General features: G+C 65.4%; 14 protein-coding genes and 1 tRNA gene. 14 read left to right on the forward strand and 1 reads right to left on the reverse strand.

Annotated features, from left to right (window positions below; all coding sequences use genetic code 11):
- The first annotated feature begins 174 nt into the window (after positions 1 to 174).
- The 5 genes from dnaJ to greA all read left to right on the forward strand — a co-directional run bounded on the left by dnaJ (position 175) and on the right by greA (position 7,446).
- A complete protein-coding gene (gene dnaJ / locus QVG61_RS05040; RefSeq protein WP_289932252.1) occupies positions 175 to 1,311 on the forward strand; it encodes a molecular chaperone DnaJ in 1,137 nt (378 codons plus the stop codon).
- A gap of 125 nt (positions 1,312 to 1,436) precedes the next feature.
- Positions 1,437 to 2,243, forward strand: a complete 807-nt coding sequence (dapB, locus tag QVG61_RS05045) for a 4-hydroxy-tetrahydrodipicolinate reductase (protein WP_289932253.1) — start codon at positions 1,437 to 1,439, stop codon at positions 2,241 to 2,243.
- Between the two features lie 288 nt (positions 2,244 to 2,531).
- Positions 2,532 to 3,701 (forward strand): glutamine-hydrolyzing carbamoyl-phosphate synthase small subunit, encoded by a 1,170-nt coding sequence (carA, locus tag QVG61_RS05050; protein ID WP_289932254.1) that lies wholly within the window; start codon positions 2,532 to 2,534, stop codon positions 3,699 to 3,701.
- 47 nt (positions 3,702 to 3,748) lie between these two features.
- The gene (gene carB, locus QVG61_RS05055) at positions 3,749 to 6,973 is read left to right on the forward strand and encodes a carbamoyl-phosphate synthase large subunit (RefSeq protein WP_289932255.1); all 3,225 of its coding nucleotides are present in this window, start codon (positions 3,749 to 3,751) and stop codon (positions 6,971 to 6,973) included.
- Positions 6,970 to 7,446 (forward strand): transcription elongation factor GreA, encoded by a 477-nt coding sequence (greA, locus tag QVG61_RS05060; protein WP_289932257.1) that lies wholly within the window; start codon positions 6,970 to 6,972, stop codon positions 7,444 to 7,446. The genes carB and greA overlap by 4 nt, the downstream gene beginning before the upstream one ends.
- Positions 7,447 to 7,559: 113 nt before the next feature.
- Here greA and QVG61_RS05065 read toward each other — a convergent pair whose 3' ends face one another.
- Entirely contained in the window at positions 7,560 to 7,856 is a 297-nt protein-coding gene (locus QVG61_RS05065; RefSeq protein ID WP_289932259.1) for a YhbY family RNA-binding protein, read from the reverse strand.
- A 106-nt stretch (positions 7,857 to 7,962) separates the two neighbouring features.
- Between QVG61_RS05065 and rlmE the strand changes: the two genes are divergently transcribed.
- From rlmE to QVG61_RS05110, 9 genes are all read left to right on the forward strand, one after another.
- Positions 7,963 to 8,583, forward strand: coding sequence for a 23S rRNA (uridine(2552)-2'-O)-methyltransferase RlmE (gene rlmE / locus QVG61_RS05070; RefSeq protein ID WP_289932261.1), 621 nt, complete (start codon positions 7,963 to 7,965; stop codon positions 8,581 to 8,583).
- Between the two features lie 105 nt (positions 8,584 to 8,688).
- Positions 8,689 to 10,620, forward strand: coding sequence for an ATP-dependent zinc metalloprotease FtsH (gene ftsH / locus QVG61_RS05075; protein ID WP_289932262.1), 1,932 nt, complete (start codon positions 8,689 to 8,691; stop codon positions 10,618 to 10,620).
- A gap of 85 nt (positions 10,621 to 10,705) precedes the next feature.
- Positions 10,706 to 11,560 (forward strand): dihydropteroate synthase, encoded by an 855-nt coding sequence (gene folP, locus QVG61_RS05080; protein ID WP_289932263.1) that lies wholly within the window; start codon positions 10,706 to 10,708, stop codon positions 11,558 to 11,560.
- Between the two features lie 86 nt (positions 11,561 to 11,646).
- Positions 11,647 to 12,987 (forward strand): phosphoglucosamine mutase, encoded by a 1,341-nt coding sequence (gene glmM / locus QVG61_RS05085; protein WP_289932264.1) that lies wholly within the window; start codon positions 11,647 to 11,649, stop codon positions 12,985 to 12,987.
- 151 nt (positions 12,988 to 13,138) lie between these two features.
- Complete coding sequence (gene tpiA, locus QVG61_RS05090) at positions 13,139 to 13,897, forward strand: triose-phosphate isomerase (protein WP_289932266.1); 759 nt, start codon at positions 13,139 to 13,141, stop codon at positions 13,895 to 13,897.
- A 17-nt stretch (positions 13,898 to 13,914) separates the two neighbouring features.
- Complete coding sequence (gene secG / locus QVG61_RS05095; RefSeq protein ID WP_289932267.1) at positions 13,915 to 14,310, forward strand: preprotein translocase subunit SecG; 396 nt, start codon at positions 13,915 to 13,917, stop codon at positions 14,308 to 14,310.
- Between the two features lie 175 nt (positions 14,311 to 14,485).
- Positions 14,486 to 14,570, forward strand: a tRNA-Leu gene (locus tag QVG61_RS05100).
- Positions 14,571 to 15,071: 501 nt separating this feature from the next.
- Positions 15,072 to 15,428 (forward strand): NADH-quinone oxidoreductase subunit A, encoded by a 357-nt coding sequence (locus QVG61_RS05105; RefSeq protein WP_289932268.1) that lies wholly within the window; start codon positions 15,072 to 15,074, stop codon positions 15,426 to 15,428.
- A gap of 193 nt (positions 15,429 to 15,621) precedes the next feature.
- A complete protein-coding gene (locus QVG61_RS05110; RefSeq protein WP_289932269.1) occupies positions 15,622 to 16,098 on the forward strand; it encodes an NADH-quinone oxidoreductase subunit B in 477 nt (158 codons plus the stop codon).
- Positions 16,099 to 16,122: the final 24 nt, after the last annotated feature.

Below are 16,122 nucleotides of genomic sequence, written 5' to 3' on the forward strand. Positions count from 1 at the left end.
TGACCGACAGGGGGTCGCCGGCGCGCAGGTGTCGGCGACCTTTTGTCGTATCGGCAAGGGTGCCGTCGGGCCGTCTCATACAGATAACAGGGGCAGCGAACGGGGCGAGACACCGCCGCTATGGCGCCACAGGGCGACCGTGAACGCTGCAGCCAAGGGAACACTTGCAAGTCTATGTCGAAGCGAGATTATTATGAGGTCCTCGGACTGCAGAAGAATGCCAGCGAGGCCGAGATCAAGAAGGCCTTCAAGCGGATGGCCATGAAGTACCATCCGGACCGCAACCCGGACGATGCCGAGGCCGAGGAGAAGTTCAAGGAGGCCAAGGAGGCCTACGAGGTACTCTGCGATGCGCAGAAGCGGGCCGCCTACGACCAGTTCGGCCATGCCGGCGTCGACCCCTCGATGGGCGGGGGCGGCGGCTTCGGGGGTGGCGGAGCCAGCTTCAGCGACATCTTCGGGGACGTCTTCGGAGACATCTTCGGTGGTGGCCGCGGCGGCGGACAGCGGGTCTACCGCGGGGCGGATCTGCGCTACAACCTGGAGCTCACCCTGGAAGAGGCGGTCGCCGGCACCACGGTGAAGATCCGGGTGCCGACCCTGGCCACCTGCTCGATGTGTGGCGGTTCCGGTGCCAGCCCGGGCAGCAACCCCGAGACCTGCACCACCTGCGGTGGTGTCGGCCAGGTGCGCATGCAGCAGGGCTTCTTCTCGGTGCAGCAGACCTGTCCGCGCTGCCACGGCAGCGGCATGATGATCAGCGATCCCTGCCCGAAGTGCCATGGCCAGGGCCGGGTGCGCGAGAACAAGACCCTGTCGGTGAAGGTGCCCGCCGGCGTGGACACCGGCGACCGCATCCGCCTGGCGGGCGAGGGCGAGGCCGGCGAGAACGGTGGGCCGCCGGGGGATCTCTATGTGCAGATCCGGGTCAAGGAACACCCGATCTTCAAGCGCGACGACAACAACCTCTATTGCGAGGTGCCCATTTCCTTCGTCACCGCCGCCCTTGGCGGCGAGCTGGAGGTGCCGACCCTGGAAGGCCGGGTGGTGCTCAAGATCCCGCCCGAGACCCAGTCCGGCAAGCTGTTCCGGCTGCGCGGCAAGGGCGTCAAACCGGTGCGCGGCGGGCCGGTCGGTGATCTGCTCTGTCGGGTGGCGGTGGAGACGCCGATCAACCTCTCGGCCAAGCAGAAGGAACTGCTGCGCGAGTTCCAGAAGACCCTCGACGAGAAGGGCGGCGGCCACCACAACCCCCAGTCCCACTCCTGGCTGGACGGGGTCAAGAAGTTTTTCGAAAACATGAAACTATAGCCACGGAATCCACGGAAAACACGGAAAAGATCTTGTGGTCCGTGGTGCCGCGCGAAGCGCGTGCGCTGCAAGAAAACCTTTCGTGGGTTTCGTGGATTTCGTGGCTCGATCAAACAGGTGAGGACATGACCAGAATTGCAATCACCGGCGCCGCCGGCCGTATGGGCCGGGCGTTGATCGAGGCCTGCCAGCAGGCCGAGGGGCTTCAGGTCGCGGTGGCGCTGGAACAGCCGGGCCACGCGCTGCTGGGCAGCGATGCCGGCCTGGTGGCCGGGGTCGGCGAACTGGGGGTGGCGATTGGCGCCGATCCGGCCGCGGTCAGTGGCGATTTCGACGTGCTGATCGATTTCACCCGCCCGGAGGCGACCCTGGCCAATCTGGCAGTGTGCCGGGCCGCCGGACGACGCATGGTGATCGGCACCACCGGCTTCGACGAGGCGGGCAAGGCGGCGATCGCCGAGGCCGCGGCGGACATCGGCATCGTCTTCGCGCCCAACATGAGCGTCGGTGTCAACCTGTGCCTGAAGCTGCTGGACATGGCCGCCCGGGTGCTGGGCGACGAGGTGGACATCGAGATCATCGAGGCCCATCACCGGCACAAGGTGGATGCGCCTTCCGGTACCGCACTGCGCATGGGCGAGGTGGTGGCCGGGGCGCTGGGCCGGGATCTGGCCGAGTGCGCCGTCTACGGCCGCGAGGGGATCACCGGCGAGCGTGACCGCAAGACCATTGGCTTCGAGACCATCCGCGCCGGCGACATCGTCGGCGAGCACACGGTAATGTTCGCCGGCACCGGCGAGCGGGTGGAGATCACCCACAAGGCCTCCAGCCGCATGACCTTCGCCCGTGGCGCGGCGCGCGCCGCCGCCTGGCTCATGGACCGCCCCGCCGGCCTCTACGACATGCAGGACATCCTCGGCCTGCGTGACTGACGGCAAGCCGGATAGCTGAGAATTCAGAATTCAGGAGCCAGAATTCAGGAGCTGGGAGGATCCAGCGGCTATTGGTTCCTTGCCTTTCTCCGGGTCGGGGGTTTTTGCCGGTTTCGTGGGTTTCGTGGCCATTTCCCCGAGTCCCCGAGTTGGACAGCGCTGGGGGGGTGTCGTACAATTCCGTCTCAACGTGCGCCGGTCGTTTCGGACCGGTTTCTCTACTGAATTTCGAGCGGGATGATCCGGAGCCGGGGTCTTCCCGCTTTCTGTATGCGAGTCGGAGGCACCTTGAGGAAACCCGCCCTGTTGGTTCTGGAAGACGGCAGCCTGTTCCGTGGCGAGTCCATCGGTGCCGATGGCCAGACGACGGGCGAGGTGGTGTTCAACACGGCCCTGACCGGCTATCAGGAGATCCTCACCGATCCCTCCTACGCGCAGCAGATCGTCACCCTGACCTATCCCCACATCGGCAACGTCGGGATCAACGCGGATGACGAGGAATCCTCACACATCCACTGCGCCGGGCTGGTGATCCGTGACCTGCCGCGGCTGCACAGCAACTGGCGTGCCGAGGAGGCGCTGGATGCCTATCTGGAGCGTCAGGGGATCGTCGCCATCGCCGGCATCGATACCCGGCGCCTGACCCGCATCCTGCGTGAGAAGGGCGCCCAGGCCGGTTGCATCCTGGCCGGTGAGGCCGTCGATGAGGCGGCGGCGCTTGCCGCGGCGCAGGCCTTCCCCGGGCTCAAGGGGATGGACCTGGCGAAGGAGGTCACCACTGGCCAGCCCTACGAATGGGCGCAGGGCAGCTGGACGCTGGAGGACGGCCTGCCGGAGGCGCCGCACCCCGTCGAGGAGAAGCTGCCGCTGCATGTGGTGGCCTACGACTACGGCGTCAAGCGCAACATCCTGCGCATGCTGGTCGACCGCGGCTGCCGCATCACCGTGGTGCCGGCCCAGACCCCCGCCGAGAAGGTGCTGGAGCTGAAGCCGGACGGGGTGTTCCTGTCCAACGGTCCCGGCGATCCCGAACCCTGCGACTATGCCATCGAGGCGATCCGCACCCTGCTCGACCGGGAGCTGCCGCTGTTCGGTATCTGCCTCGGCCACCAGCTGCTGTCGCTGGCTTCAGGGGCGCGGACGGTGAAGATGAAGTTCGGCCACCACGGTGCCAACCATCCGGTGCAGGATCTCGATTCGGGGGCGGTGATGATCACCAGCCAGAACCATGGCTTCGCGGTGGACGAGGCCAGCCTGCCGGACAATCTGCGTGCCACCCACCGTTCGCTGTTCGACGGTTCGCTGCAGGGCGTGCACCGCACCGACAAGCCGGCCTTCAGTTTCCAGGGCCACCCCGAGGCGAGCCCGGGACCGCACGATGCGGCGCCGCTCTTCGATCACTTTGTGGACTTGATGACTTCCAGGAGCCAGAAGACAGGAACCGGAAGTCAGGAGTGAAAATCTTCTGACCTCTGGTTCCTGTCTCCTGACTTCCCCGAAAATTTATGCCCAAACGTACCGACATCCATAGCATCCTCATCCTCGGCGCGGGGCCGATCGTCATCGGCCAGGCCTGCGAGTTCGACTATTCCGGTGCCCAGGCCTGCAAGGCGCTGCGTGAGGAGGGCTACCGGGTCATCCTGGTCAACTCCAATCCGGCGACCATCATGACCGATCCGGAGATGGCCGATGCTACCTACATCGAGCCGATCGAGTGGCGCACCGTGGCGCGCATCATCGAGCGCGAGCGTCCGGATGCCCTGCTGCCGACCATGGGTGGCCAGACGGCGCTGAACTGCGCCCTGGACCTGGCCCGCGAGGGTGTGCTGGAGCAGTTCGGCGTGGAGATGATCGGCGCCAGCCGTGATGCCATCGACAAGGCCGAGGACCGTGACCGCTTCCGCAAGGCGATGCAGAAGATCGGTCTCGACATGCCGCGTTCGGCGGTGGCGCACAGCATGGAAGAGGCGCTGCAGGTGCAGGCGCAGATCGGCTTCCCGGCGATCATCCGGCCGTCCTTCACCATGGGGGGCTCCGGCGGGGGCATCGCCTACAACAAGGAGGAGTTCGTCGAGATCTGCGAGCGCGGCCTGGACCTGTCGCCGACCAACGAGCTGCTGATCGAGGAATCGGCGCTCGGCTGGAAGGAATTCGAGATGGAAGTGGTGCGCGACCGCAAGGACAACTGCATCATCGTCTGTTCCATCGAGAACTTCGATCCCATGGGCGTGCACACCGGCGACTCCATCACCGTAGCCCCGGCGCAGACCCTGACCGACAAGGAATACCAGATCATGCGTGACGCCTCCCTGGCGGTGCTGCGCGAGATCGGCGTGGACACCGGCGGCTCCAACGTGCAGTTCGCCATCAACCCCGAGAACGGGCGCATGATCATCATCGAGATGAACCCGCGGGTGTCGCGTTCCTCGGCCCTGGCCTCCAAGGCCACCGGCTTCCCGATTGCCAAGGTGGCGGCCAAGCTGGCGGTGGGCTACACCCTGGACGAGCTGCAGAACGAGATCACCGGCGGCGCCACGCCGGCCTCCTTCGAGCCTTCCATCGACTACGTGGTGACCAAGGTGCCACGTTTCACCTTCGAGAAGTTTCCCCAGGCCGAGCCCTACCTGACCACCCAGATGAAATCGGTGGGCGAGGTGATGGCCATGGGCCGAACCTTCCAGGAATCCCTGCACAAGGCGCTGCGCGGTCTGGAGACCGGCATCGACGGTTTCAACGAGCGGGTCGATCCCGATGGCGAGGAGACCAAGGCCACCCTGCGCCGCGAGCTGCGCCAGCCCGGGCCGGAGCGCATCCTCTACGTCGGCGATGCCTTCCGCGCCGGCATGAGCCTGGAGGAGATCCACGAATTCAGCGCCATCGACCCCTGGTTCCTGAAACAGATCGAGGAGATCATCGGCTTCGAGGCCGAGGTTCAGCGCCGCGGCCTGGAGGGGCTGGACGAACCCTTCCTGCGCCGGCTCAAGCGCCATGGCTTCTCCGACCGGCGGCTGGCCAGCCTCACCGGCAGCAGCGAGCAGGCGATCCGCGAGCGGCGCTGGTCGCTGGGGGTGCGCCCGGTCTACAAGCGCGTCGACACCTGCGCCGCCGAGTTCGCCACCGCCACCGCCTACATGTACTCCACCTACGAGGAAGAGTGCGAGGCCGAACCGACCGGCCGTGACAAGATCATGGTCCTGGGTGGCGGACCGAACCGCATCGGCCAGGGCATCGAGTTCGACTACTGCTGCGTGCACGCGGCCCTGGCGATGCGCGAGGACGGTTTCGAGACCATCATGGTCAACTGCAATCCGGAGACGGTGTCCACCGACTACGACACCTCCGACCGGCTGTATTTCGAGCCGCTGACCCTGGAGGACGTGCTGGAGATCATCGACAAGGAGAAGCCCAAGGGCGTGATCGTGCAGTACGGCGGCCAGACGCCCTTGAAGCTGGCCCGCGACCTGGAGGCGGCCGGCGCGCCGATCATCGGCACCAGCCCGGACTCCATCGATCTGGCCGAGGACCGCGAACGCTTCCAGCAGTTGATCCACCAGCTCGGTCTGCGTCAGCCGCCCAACCGCACGGCGCGCACCGAGGAGGATGCCATCCGCCTGGCCGAGGAGATCGGTTATCCGCTGGTGGTGCGCCCGTCCTATGTGCTCGGTGGCCGGGCCATGGAGATCGTCTACAACCGGGACGATCTCACCCGCTACATGCGCGAGGCGGTGAGCGTCTCCAACGACTCGCCGGTGCTGCTCGACCGCTTCCTGGACGATGCCGTGGAGGTCGACGTGGATGCCATCTGCGACGGCAAGGATGTGCTGATCGGCGGCATCATGGAGCACATCGAACAGGCCGGCGTGCACTCCGGCGACTCGGCCTGTTCCTTGCCGCCCTACACCCTGCAGGCCGGCATCCAGGATCGGATGCGCGACCAGGTGCGGGCCATGGCGCGGGCGCTGAACGTGGTCGGCCTGATGAACACCCAGTTCGCCATCAAGGACAACGAGGTCTATGTACTGGAGGTCAATCCGCGTGCCTCGCGCACCGTGCCCTATGTCTCCAAGGCCACCGGCCGGCCGCTGGCCAAGATCGCGGCGCGCTGCATGGCCGGCCGCAGCCTGGCGGAGCAGGGCGCGCTCGACGAGCGCATTCCGCCCTATTATTCGGTGAAGGAGGCGGTCTTCCCCTTCATCAAGTTCCCGGGGGTCGATCCACTGCTGGGGCCGGAGATGAAGTCCACCGGCGAGGTGATGGGTGTCGGCCGCAGCTTCGGGGCCGCCTTCGCCCGGGCCCAGCTCGGTGCCGGCGCCGAGTTGCCGAAACCGGGGGGGCGGATCTTCATCAGCGTGCGCGATGCCGACAAGCGCGGGGCGGTGGAACTGGCGCGCGACTTCGTCGAGCGTGGCTTCCATATCGTCGCCACCCGCGGTACGGCGCGTGCCATCCTCGAGGCGGGTATCCCCTGCGAGATGGTGAACAAGGTGATCGAGGGACGCCCGCACATCGTCGACATGATCAAGAACGATCAGATCAGCTATATTGTGAACACGACGGAAGGCAAGCAGGCGATCGCCGATTCCTACACCATCCGCCGCACCGCCTTGCAGCACAAGGTCAACGTCAGCACCACCCTGTCGCATGGCAAGGCGATCTGCATGGCACTCGACAGCCGCGACCAGACCGAGGTCAACTGCCTGCAGGATCTGCATGAGGAGCTAGAGGCATGAACAAGGTTCCATTGACCAAGCGTGGCGCGGAAAAGCTGCGCGAGGAGCTTCAGCACCTGAAGAGTGTGGAGCGGCCGCGGGTCATCCAGGCCATCGCTGAGGCGCGCGAGCATGGCGATCTGAAGGAGAACGCAGAATACCATGCCGCCCGCGAACAGCAGAGCTTCATCGAGGGCCGTATCCAGGAGATCGAGGGCAAGCTCAGCAACGCCCAGATCATCGACGTCACCCAGATGGAGAACACCGGCAAGGTGATCTTCGGTGCCACCGTGGACCTGGCCGATGAGGACACCGGGGAGGAGGTGACCTACCAGATCGTCGGCGACGACGAGGCGGATATCAAGCAGGGCCGCATCTCGGTCAGCTCGCCCATCGCCCGGGCCCTGATCGGCAAGCAGGAGGGCGACGTGGCCACCGTGGCCGCACCGGGCGGCGAGAAGAACTACGAGATCGTCGAGGTGCGGTACGAATAGGTCAGAAGTCAGAATTCAGAATCCAGAAGTCAGAATTCAGAATCCAGAAGTCAGAAGTCAGAAGCCGGGGGGTGTTCCGTGGCTGTAAAGCCCTTTTCATGGCTTCCCCCGATTCAGAGTTTGAGCGGGATGCGCGGCTTGTTCGGGCTGCGCCGGAACAGCAGGGCGATGTTGCCGATGCGCTGGATCAGGGTCAGCTGCAGGCGTTCGCAGATTTCGCCGATCAGCTGATCGCGCAGTTCCCGGTCGCCGACGCTGAGTCGTACCTTCATCAGCTCGTGGTGTTCGATCGAGCGGTCGATCTCTTCCAGCACGTTGTCGCCCAGACCGCCGCTGCCGACGGTGACTACTGGCTTGAGGCGGTGGCCGAGGCCACGCAGATGGCGTTTCTGGCGTTCAGTGAGTACCATTCGGGGGTCCTGCGGTGAAAAGTGGCGGACAACCGGGGCCCGCCATGCGATTGAAATCAGGGCCTATCATACCCATCTTCTCCCTCGATCAGCGAATTTTTTTCCCATGGCCCGTAGCAAGAGCAGCCGACGCTGGCTGAAGGAACATTTCGACGACGAGTTCGTCCAGCGGGCGCAACGCGAGGGCTACCGCTCGCGCGCCGTCTACAAGCTGGAGGAGTTGGACCGGAAATATCGCATCCTGCGTCCCGGGATGACCGTGGTCGATCTGGGGGCGGCGCCTGGCGGCTGGTCGCAGTACGCGGCCCGGGTGCTGGGTGGCAAGGGGCGCGTCATCGCGCTGGACATCCTGCCCATGGACGACCTCCCCGGGGTACGTTTCCTGCAAGGCGACTTCCGTGACGACGAGGTGCTGGCGGCCTTCCAGGCGCTGGTCGGTGAGCAGCCGGTCGACCTGGTGATGTCGGACATGGCGCCGAACATGGCCGGCATGGAGGCCATCGACCTGCCGCGCGCCATGTACCTGGTGGAACTGGCCGCGGATTTCGCCGCCGGGCATCTGCGCGCCGGGGGAAGTTTCCTGTCCAAGGTGTTCCAGGGCGAGGGTTTCGATGAACTGGTGCGGTCGATGCGTGGTCAATATGAAAGGGTCGTGGTGCGCAAACCGCGTGCCTCGAGGCCGCGTTCGCGGGAGGTCTACCTGCTGGCGAGTGGCCGCAAACTGTAGTAAGGTCGAACGAAGGCCCTGCTGAAATCGCTATAACCTGTATGTTTGCAGGGGGTTACGCGCGAATCGCGTGACCATGAACTTGAGGTATAGACGTTGAACGACATGGCAAAGAATCTGGTTCTCTGGGTGGTCATCGCCATCGTGCTGATGACGGTGTTCAATAATTTCGGACCGCCCACCCAGCGTACCGACACCATCGGCTATTCGGATTTCATCGCCCAGGTGAAATCCGGCCAGGTGGCCCAGGTCACCATCCAGGAGCGCACCATCCACGGCCAGACCACGGCGGGGGAACGCTTCACCACCTATGCGCCGGACGATCCGAAGCTGATCGACGACCTGCTGGCCAACAATGTGCGGGTGATCGCCAAGCCGCGTGACGAGCAGAGCCTGCTGACGCAGATCTTCATCTCCTGGTTCCCGATGCTGTTGCTGATCGGCGTCTGGGTATTCTTCATGCGCCAGATGCAGGGCGGCGGGGGTGGTCGCGGTGCCATGTCCTTCGGCAAGTCGCGGGCGCGGATGCTGGGCGAGGATCAGGTCAAGGTGACCTTTGCCGACGTGGCCGGCGTCGAGGAGGCCAAGGAGGAGGTCGCCGAGCTGGTCGAGTTCCTGCGCGACCCGAGCAAGTTCCAGAAGCTGGGCGGCAAGATTCCGAGCGGCGTGCTGATGGTCGGTTCTCCCGGCACCGGCAAGACCCTGCTCGCCAAGGCCATCGCCGGCGAGGCCAAGGTGCCGTTCTTCACCATCTCCGGTTCCGATTTCGTGGAGATGTTCGTCGGCGTCGGTGCCTCCCGCGTGCGTGACATGTTCGAGCAGGCCAAGAAGCACGCCCCCTGCATCATCTTCATCGACGAGATCGATGCCGTCGGTCGCCACCGTGGTGCCGGCCTGGGCGGCGGCCACGACGAACGCGAGCAGACCCTCAACCAGCTGCTGGTGGAGATGGACGGTTTCGAGGGCAACGAGGGCGTGATCGTCATTGCCGCCACCAACCGTCCCGACGTGCTGGACCCGGCGCTGCTGCGCCCCGGGCGCTTTGACCGCCAGGTGGTGGTGCCGCTGCCGGACATCCGCGGCCGCGAGCAGATCCTCAAGGTGCACATGCGCAAGGTGCCGCTGGGGGAGGGCATCGATCCGAGGATCCTGGCCCGCGGCACGCCCGGTTTCTCCGGTGCCGATCTGGCCAACCTGGTCAACGAGGCCTCGCTGTTCGCCGCCCGCGCCAACAAGCGGGTGGTGGAGATGGAGGACTTCGAGAAGGCCAAGGACAAGATCATGATGGGCGCCGAGCGGCGCTCGATGGTGATGAGTGACGAGGAGAAGAAGCTCACCGCCTATCACGAGGCCGGTCACGCCATCGTCGGCCGGCTGGTGCCGGAGCATGATCCGGTGCACAAGGTGAGCATCATCCCCCGTGGCCGGGCCCTGGGCGTGACCCTGTTCCTGCCCGAGGAGGACCGGCACAGCTTCAGCAAGCGGCGTCTGGAGAGTCAGATCTCCAGCCTGTTCGGCGGCCGCATCGCCGAGGAGCTGATCTTCGGATCCGAGGCGGTGACCACCGGCGCCTCCAACGACATCCAGCGCGCCACCGAGCTGGCACGCAACATGGTCACCCGCTGGGGCTTGTCCGACCAGCTGGGGCCGCTGACCTACGGCGAGGAGGAAGGCGAGGTGTTCCTCGGCCATTCCGTGACCCAGCACAAGAACATCTCCGACGACACGGCCCATGCCATCGACGAGGAGGTGCGGGCCATCGTCGACCGCAATTACCAGCGCGCCGAACAGCTGCTCAAGGACAACGAGGACATTCTGCATGCCATGGCCGAGGCGCTGATCAAATACGAGACCATCGATTCGCATCAGATCGATGACCTGATGGCCCGCCGCGAGGTGCGTCCGCCCCAGGACTGGAGCGACACCCCGTCCAGCGGTGGTGGCAGCGCAGCGGGTAGCGATGAGTCCGAGGCTGGCCGCGAGGCCGGCAAGGGCACGGCCGAGGGGCCGATCGGCGGCCCGGCCAGCCAGCACTGAGGCCGCGCCAATCCCTGTCCGTCCGCCAGCCGCAAGGGCTGGCGGACGCCGCCTTCAGGATGGTTCCTCTCGGACACCCGGTATCATGAACCAGGCACCCGCATCGCCGATGCCGCTGGACTGCAATGGCCGGCCGCTGTGGCTCGACCGGCCCCAGGTGATGGGGGTGCTCAACGTCACCCCCGACTCCTTTTCCGATGGTGGTCGTTTCAGCGGACGTGACGCCGCTCTGGCCCATGCCCGGGCCATGGCCGAGGCCGGTGCCGCGGTGATCGACGTCGGCGGCGAGTCGACCCGGCCTGGCGCCGCGCCCGTTTCCGAACAGGAGGAACTGGACCGGGTTCTGCCGGTGATCGAGGCGCTGGCTGCGGAGATCGAACTGCCGTTGTCCATCGATACCAGCAAGCCCGGCGTGATGCGCGCCGCGGTGGCTGCCGGTGCCGGCCTGATCAACGACGTGCGGGCCCTGCGGGAGCCCGGTGCCCTGCAGGCTGCGGCCGAGCTGGGCGTGCCGCTGTGCCTGATGCACATGCAGGGTGAGCCGCGCAGCATGCAGCAGGCGCCGAGCTACGGCGACGTGCTGGCCGAGGTGCAGGCTTTCCTGCTGGAGCGGGCCGCGGCCTGCCAGGCGGCCGGCGTGCCGCGCGAGCATATCCTGCTCGATCCGGGTTTTGGTTTCGGCAAGACGGTGGAACATAATCTCAGTCTGTTGAAGCATCTCGACCGTCTGGCCGCGGCCGGCTATCCGTTGCTGGTCGGTCTGTCGCGCAAGTCGCTGATCGGCGCCGTGCTTGGCCTGCCGGTGGCGGACAGGCTGCATCCCAGCGTGGCGCTGGCGGTGATCGCCGCCTGGCAGGGTGCGCGTCTGATCCGGGTGCACGACGTGGCGGCCACGGTGCAGGCGCTGGGAATGTGCGCCGCGGTGCAGGCCGCGGATTGATCAAGCTTGCCCCCTGGTGGCCGATGGCAGGCAGGGGAGGGGCCGGTGATGTCGCCGGCGGGAACCGGGCAGGAGGAGTTTCGCCCATGAGCAGGAAGTATTTTGGAACGGACGGTATCCGCGGGCGGGTCGGTGAGGCACCGGTGACGGCGGATTTCATGCTCAAGCTGGGCTGGGCCATCGGCCGGGTGCTGGGCAACGGTAGCTGCGACAAGGTGCTGATCGGCAAGGACACGCGGATCTCGGGCTACATGTTCGAGTCCTCGCTGGAAGCCGGACTGTCCGCGGCCGGGATGGACATCCGGCTGCTCGGGCCGATGCCGACGCCGGCCATCGCCTATCTGACCCGGACCCTGCACTGCTGCGCCGGTATCGTCATCAGCGCCTCGCACAACCCGTATTACGACAACGGCGTGAAGTTCTTCTCCGCCCAGGGGACCAAGTTGCCGGACGAGGTCGAGGCCGAGATCGAGGCGGTGCTGGACAGCCCCATGCACACCGTGGACTCGGCGCGGCTCGGCAAGGCGGAACGGGTGGTGGATGCCGGGGGGCGCTATATCGAATTCTGCAAGAGCACCGTGCCGCTGGGCCTCAGCCTGCGCGGCCTCAAGATCGTTGTCGACTGCGCCAACGGCGCCACCTACCAGGTGGCGCCGGCGGTGCTGGACGAGCTGGGTGCCGAGGTCATCCCGTTCGGCGTGGAACCGGACGGGTTGAACATCAACGAGGGTTGTGGCTCCACCCAGCCGGCTGCGCTGCAGGCCGCGGTGCTGGAGCTGGGCGCAGACCTCGGCATCGCCTTCGACGGCGACGGCGACCGGGTGGTGATGGTCGATCATCGCGGCGAGCTGGTCGATGGCGACGAACTGTTGTACATCATCGCTCGTTCCCGTCAGACCGCGGGCCAGCTTCGCGGTGGCGTGGTCGGCACCCTGATGACCAACCTGGGGCTGGAGCATGCCCTGCGCGAGCTCGGCATCACTCTCTACCGGGCCCGGGTCGGTGACCGCCACGTGCTGGAGATGCTGCGTGCCGAAGGCTGCGTCATCGGCGGCGAGTCCTCCGGACACATCATCTGCCTGGACCGGACCAGCACCGGGGACGGCATCGTCTCGGCGCTGCAGGTTCTGCATGAGATCGTCGCCACCGGCCGCAGCCTGGCCGAGCTGCGGGCCGGGGTGAGCAAGTATCCGCAACACATGATCAACGTGCCAATCGCCCGGCGCGCCGCCCTCGACGATTCGGAACAGGTGGCCGCTGCGGTGCGCGAGGCCGAGACGCGGCTGGCCGGCCATGGCCGGGTGCTGCTGCGGCCCTCGGGTACCGAACCGGTGATCCGGGTCATGGTCGAGGCCGACGACGAAGCGCTGGTGATGCGGGAGGCGTCGGCGTTGGCCGAGGTGGTGGCCGAGGTCTTCGGCGCCTGATGGGGGTGGTCGCGGCTATCGAAACCGCGGCGACGTCTGTTTTTCGCGGGTTTCGCGGCCATACCCCAGTTCCCCGGCAAAATTGATTTTTTTCGGTCGGGCGGCTAAGCTTGCCGCCCGTTTTGATTGCGATTTCCCGGGAGACTGACGCATGCGACAACCTCTGGTGGCCGGTAACTGGAAGATGAATGGTTCCCTCGACAGCATTCGCACGCTGGTCGACGGCATCAAGGCAGGCCTCGGCGAGGTGAAGAGCGCGGCGGTGTGCGTCTGTCCGCCCTATGTCTATATCCCGCAGGTGGTCGAGATGCTGGACGGTACTGTCGTCGCCGTCGGTGGTCAGGACGTCAGCGACCAGGAGGCCGGCGCCTTCACCGGCGAGGTCTCCGGCACCATGCTCAAGGACGTCGGCTGCCGGTACGTCATCGTCGGCCACTCCGAGCGGCGCAGCATCTACGGCGAGAGCGACGAATTCACGGCGCGCAAGTTCGCCGCCGCCCGCCGTTTCGGCCTGACGCCCATCCTCTGTGTCGGTGAGCTGCTGGAGGAACGCGAGAAGGGGATCACCGATGAGGTGGTCGCCCGTCAGCTGGACGCGGTGATCGAACTGGAGGGCATCGCTGCCCTGGCCGATGCGGTGATCGCCTACGAGCCGGTATGGGCCATCGGTACCGGCAAGACCGCCAGCCCGGAGCAGGCCCAGGAGGTCCATGCCTTCATCCGTCAGAAGCTGGCCGGGCTCGATGCCGGTGTCGCCGAGAAGGTGCAGATCCTCTATGGCGGCAGCGTCAAGGCGGCCAACGCGGCCGAGCTGTTCGGTATGGCGGACATCGACGGTGGCCTGATCGGCGGCGCCTCGCTGAGTGCCGACGAATTCCTGGCCATCTGCCGTGCCCCGGACGCCGTTTGAGGTTAAAATAACATCCCATGTATTCGATTCTGCTGGTCTTTCAGGTTCTGCTCGCCATCGGCGTGATCGTCCTGGTGCTGCTGCAGCACGGCAAGGGGGCGGATGCCGGTGCGGCCTTCGGCAGCGGCGCCTCGGCGACGGTGTTCGGTGCCCAGGGCTCCGGCAACTTCCTGAGCCGCAGCACCGCCATCCTCGCCGCCCTGTTCTTCGCCAACAGTCTGCTGCTGTCCAGCGAATGGGTGCTGGGCGACCGCCGGGCGCCGGCCAGTGTGGCTGAACAGCTGGCGCCGGCCGTGAACCAGGTGCCGGCAGAGACCCCGGCCGCCAAGAAGCAAGAGGCGACCGATCTGCCGCCGGCCGATCTGCCACCGGCGGACGGGGCGGCTGGCGCCGGCAGCGACCTGCCGAACTAGCAGGCCGTTGAAAAAGTCTCTGGCGAGTGCGAGACAAGGCAAAAAATGGCGAAAAAGCGCAGTTTACATGGCCGTAAATGAGCATTTTGAGCCATTTTTTTAACGCCGTATCGTGCCGTCAGAGGGTTTTTCAACAGCCTGCTGGCAGCATTTGGGCCTCATTCACACATATCTTGCCGAAGTGGTGGAATTGGTAGACACGCTATCTTGAGGGGGTAGTGGCGAAAGCCGTGCCGGTTCGAGTCCGGCCTTCGGCACCATCTATGCAACGGGGCTCAAGGGCCCCGTTTTTTGTTGTCCAGATGCGCTTTTCCGCGCTTTGTATTTACTAAGACAAACGATAACAAAGCCTCATTCAGCGGGTCTCTGGTCGATCAGCCCGCAAGGCGTAATGGCGCCGGCAGGGTGATTCCCTGTCAAGCCATTGCAACGTTGCGGATGGCCGTCCAGAGGCCCGCCCGCAGGGAGCTTGCCAGGCGCCCCGGCTCTGCGTTGTGCCCCTTGGCAAGGGCGGGCCATTCCCTGCGGAGCACGCCTTGATCCGGGGCGCCTGGCAAGCTCTGAATGAGGCTTTGTTATCGTTTGTCTTAGTATGCCTGGACAAATTCTATTGTTGACCATATCTGTCTGATTATGAAAATAAATATGTGGCGTCGACGGCTTGACAGCTTCGCTGTCTCTGGCCTAGACTGCGCGCTCGACGCGGCGTATGCTGATGCGCGCGGACACCTTGCCATTCAAGGCCACCGGAAGCCGATCGCATGCTGGAAAATTACCTGCCGATCCTGATCTTTATCGCCATCGGTATTGCTGTCGGTTTCGGGGCCATCGCCGTCGGTTTCCTGGCCGGCCCCCACCGCCCCGACAGCGAAAAACTCTCCCCCTATGAATGCGGCTTCGAGGCCTTCGAAGACGCGCGCATGAAATTCGACGTGCGCTACTACCTGGTTGCCATCCTGTTCATCATCTTCGATCTGGAGATCGCCTTCCTGTTTCCCTGGGCGATCGTGCTCGAAGACATCGGCCTGTTCGGTTTCCTTGCCATGCTCGTCTTCCTCGGCATCCTCGTCATCGGCTTCATCTACGAATGGAAGAAGGGGGCTTTGGAGTGGGAGTAGCGACGCGAGCAGTGAGCAGGGGCCCCGCGCAGCGGGGATGCGAGCGTCCGCGAGTCGGCGCAGGCTGCGAGGATTATCCGCTGTCGTTCATGCAATCGGTGAAGGGAGCAGCGACGCGAGCAGTGAGCAGGGGCCCCGCGCAGCGGGGATGCGAGCGTCCGCGAGTCGGCGCAGGCTTCGGAGTCACTGACGGATGAGCATCGAAGGTATCCTCGAGGAAGGCTTCGTCACCACCACGGCGGACAAGCTCATCAACTGGGCCCGTACCGGTTCGCTGTGGCCGATGACCTTCGGCCTGGCCTGCTGCGCGGTGGAGATGATGCAGGCCGGTGCCTCGCGTTACGACCTGGACCGTTTTGGCGTGGTGTTCCGGCCCAGCCCGCGCCAGTCCGACGTGATGATCGTGGCCGGCACCCTGTGCAACAAGATGGCGCCGGCACTGCGCAAGGTCTACGACCAGATGGCCGAACCGCGCTGGGTGATCTCCATGGGATCCTGTGCCAACGGCGGCGGCTATTACCACTATTCCTATTCGGTGGTGCGTGGCTGCGACCGGGTGGTGCCGGTGGACATCTACATCCCCGGTTGTCCGCCGACGGCCGAGGCCCTGCTCTACGGCATAATCCAGCTACAGAACAAGATCCGGCGCACCAATACCATCGCCCGCTGAGGCGGGCCGCGCCCACAACCAGAA

The sequence above is a fragment of the Thiohalobacter sp. IOR34 genome, from assembly GCF_030406045.1.
Lineage (GTDB): Bacteria > Pseudomonadota > Gammaproteobacteria > Thiohalobacterales > Thiohalobacteraceae.

Excerpts from the sequence above, each read along its gene's own strand:
- QVG61_RS05110 (WP_289932269.1), top strand. The coding sequence starts at position 15,622 with ATGAGCATCGAAGGTATCCTCGAGGAAGGCTTCGTCACCACCACGGCG.
- secG (WP_289932267.1), top strand. The coding sequence starts at position 13,915 with ATGTATTCGATTCTGCTGGTCTTTCAGGTTCTGCTCGCCATCGGCGTG.
- carB (WP_289932255.1), top strand. The coding sequence starts at position 3,749 with ATGCCCAAACGTACCGACATCCATAGCATCCTCATCCTCGGCGCGGGG.
- QVG61_RS05105 (WP_289932268.1), top strand. The coding sequence starts at position 15,072 with ATGCTGGAAAATTACCTGCCGATCCTGATCTTTATCGCCATCGGTATT.
- dapB (WP_289932253.1), top strand. The coding sequence starts at position 1,437 with ATGACCAGAATTGCAATCACCGGCGCCGCCGGCCGTATGGGCCGGGCG.
- QVG61_RS05065 (WP_289932259.1), bottom strand. The coding sequence starts at position 7,856 with ATGGTACTCACTGAACGCCAGAAACGCCATCTGCGTGGCCTCGGCCAC.
- ftsH (WP_289932262.1), top strand. The coding sequence starts at position 8,689 with ATGGCAAAGAATCTGGTTCTCTGGGTGGTCATCGCCATCGTGCTGATG.
- rlmE (WP_289932261.1), top strand. The coding sequence starts at position 7,963 with ATGGCCCGTAGCAAGAGCAGCCGACGCTGGCTGAAGGAACATTTCGAC.
- glmM (WP_289932264.1), top strand. The coding sequence starts at position 11,647 with ATGAGCAGGAAGTATTTTGGAACGGACGGTATCCGCGGGCGGGTCGGT.
- greA (WP_289932257.1), top strand. The coding sequence starts at position 6,970 with ATGAACAAGGTTCCATTGACCAAGCGTGGCGCGGAAAAGCTGCGCGAG.
- tpiA (WP_289932266.1), top strand. The coding sequence starts at position 13,139 with ATGCGACAACCTCTGGTGGCCGGTAACTGGAAGATGAATGGTTCCCTC.
- dnaJ (WP_289932252.1), top strand. The coding sequence starts at position 175 with ATGTCGAAGCGAGATTATTATGAGGTCCTCGGACTGCAGAAGAATGCC.
- folP (WP_289932263.1), top strand. The coding sequence starts at position 10,706 with ATGAACCAGGCACCCGCATCGCCGATGCCGCTGGACTGCAATGGCCGG.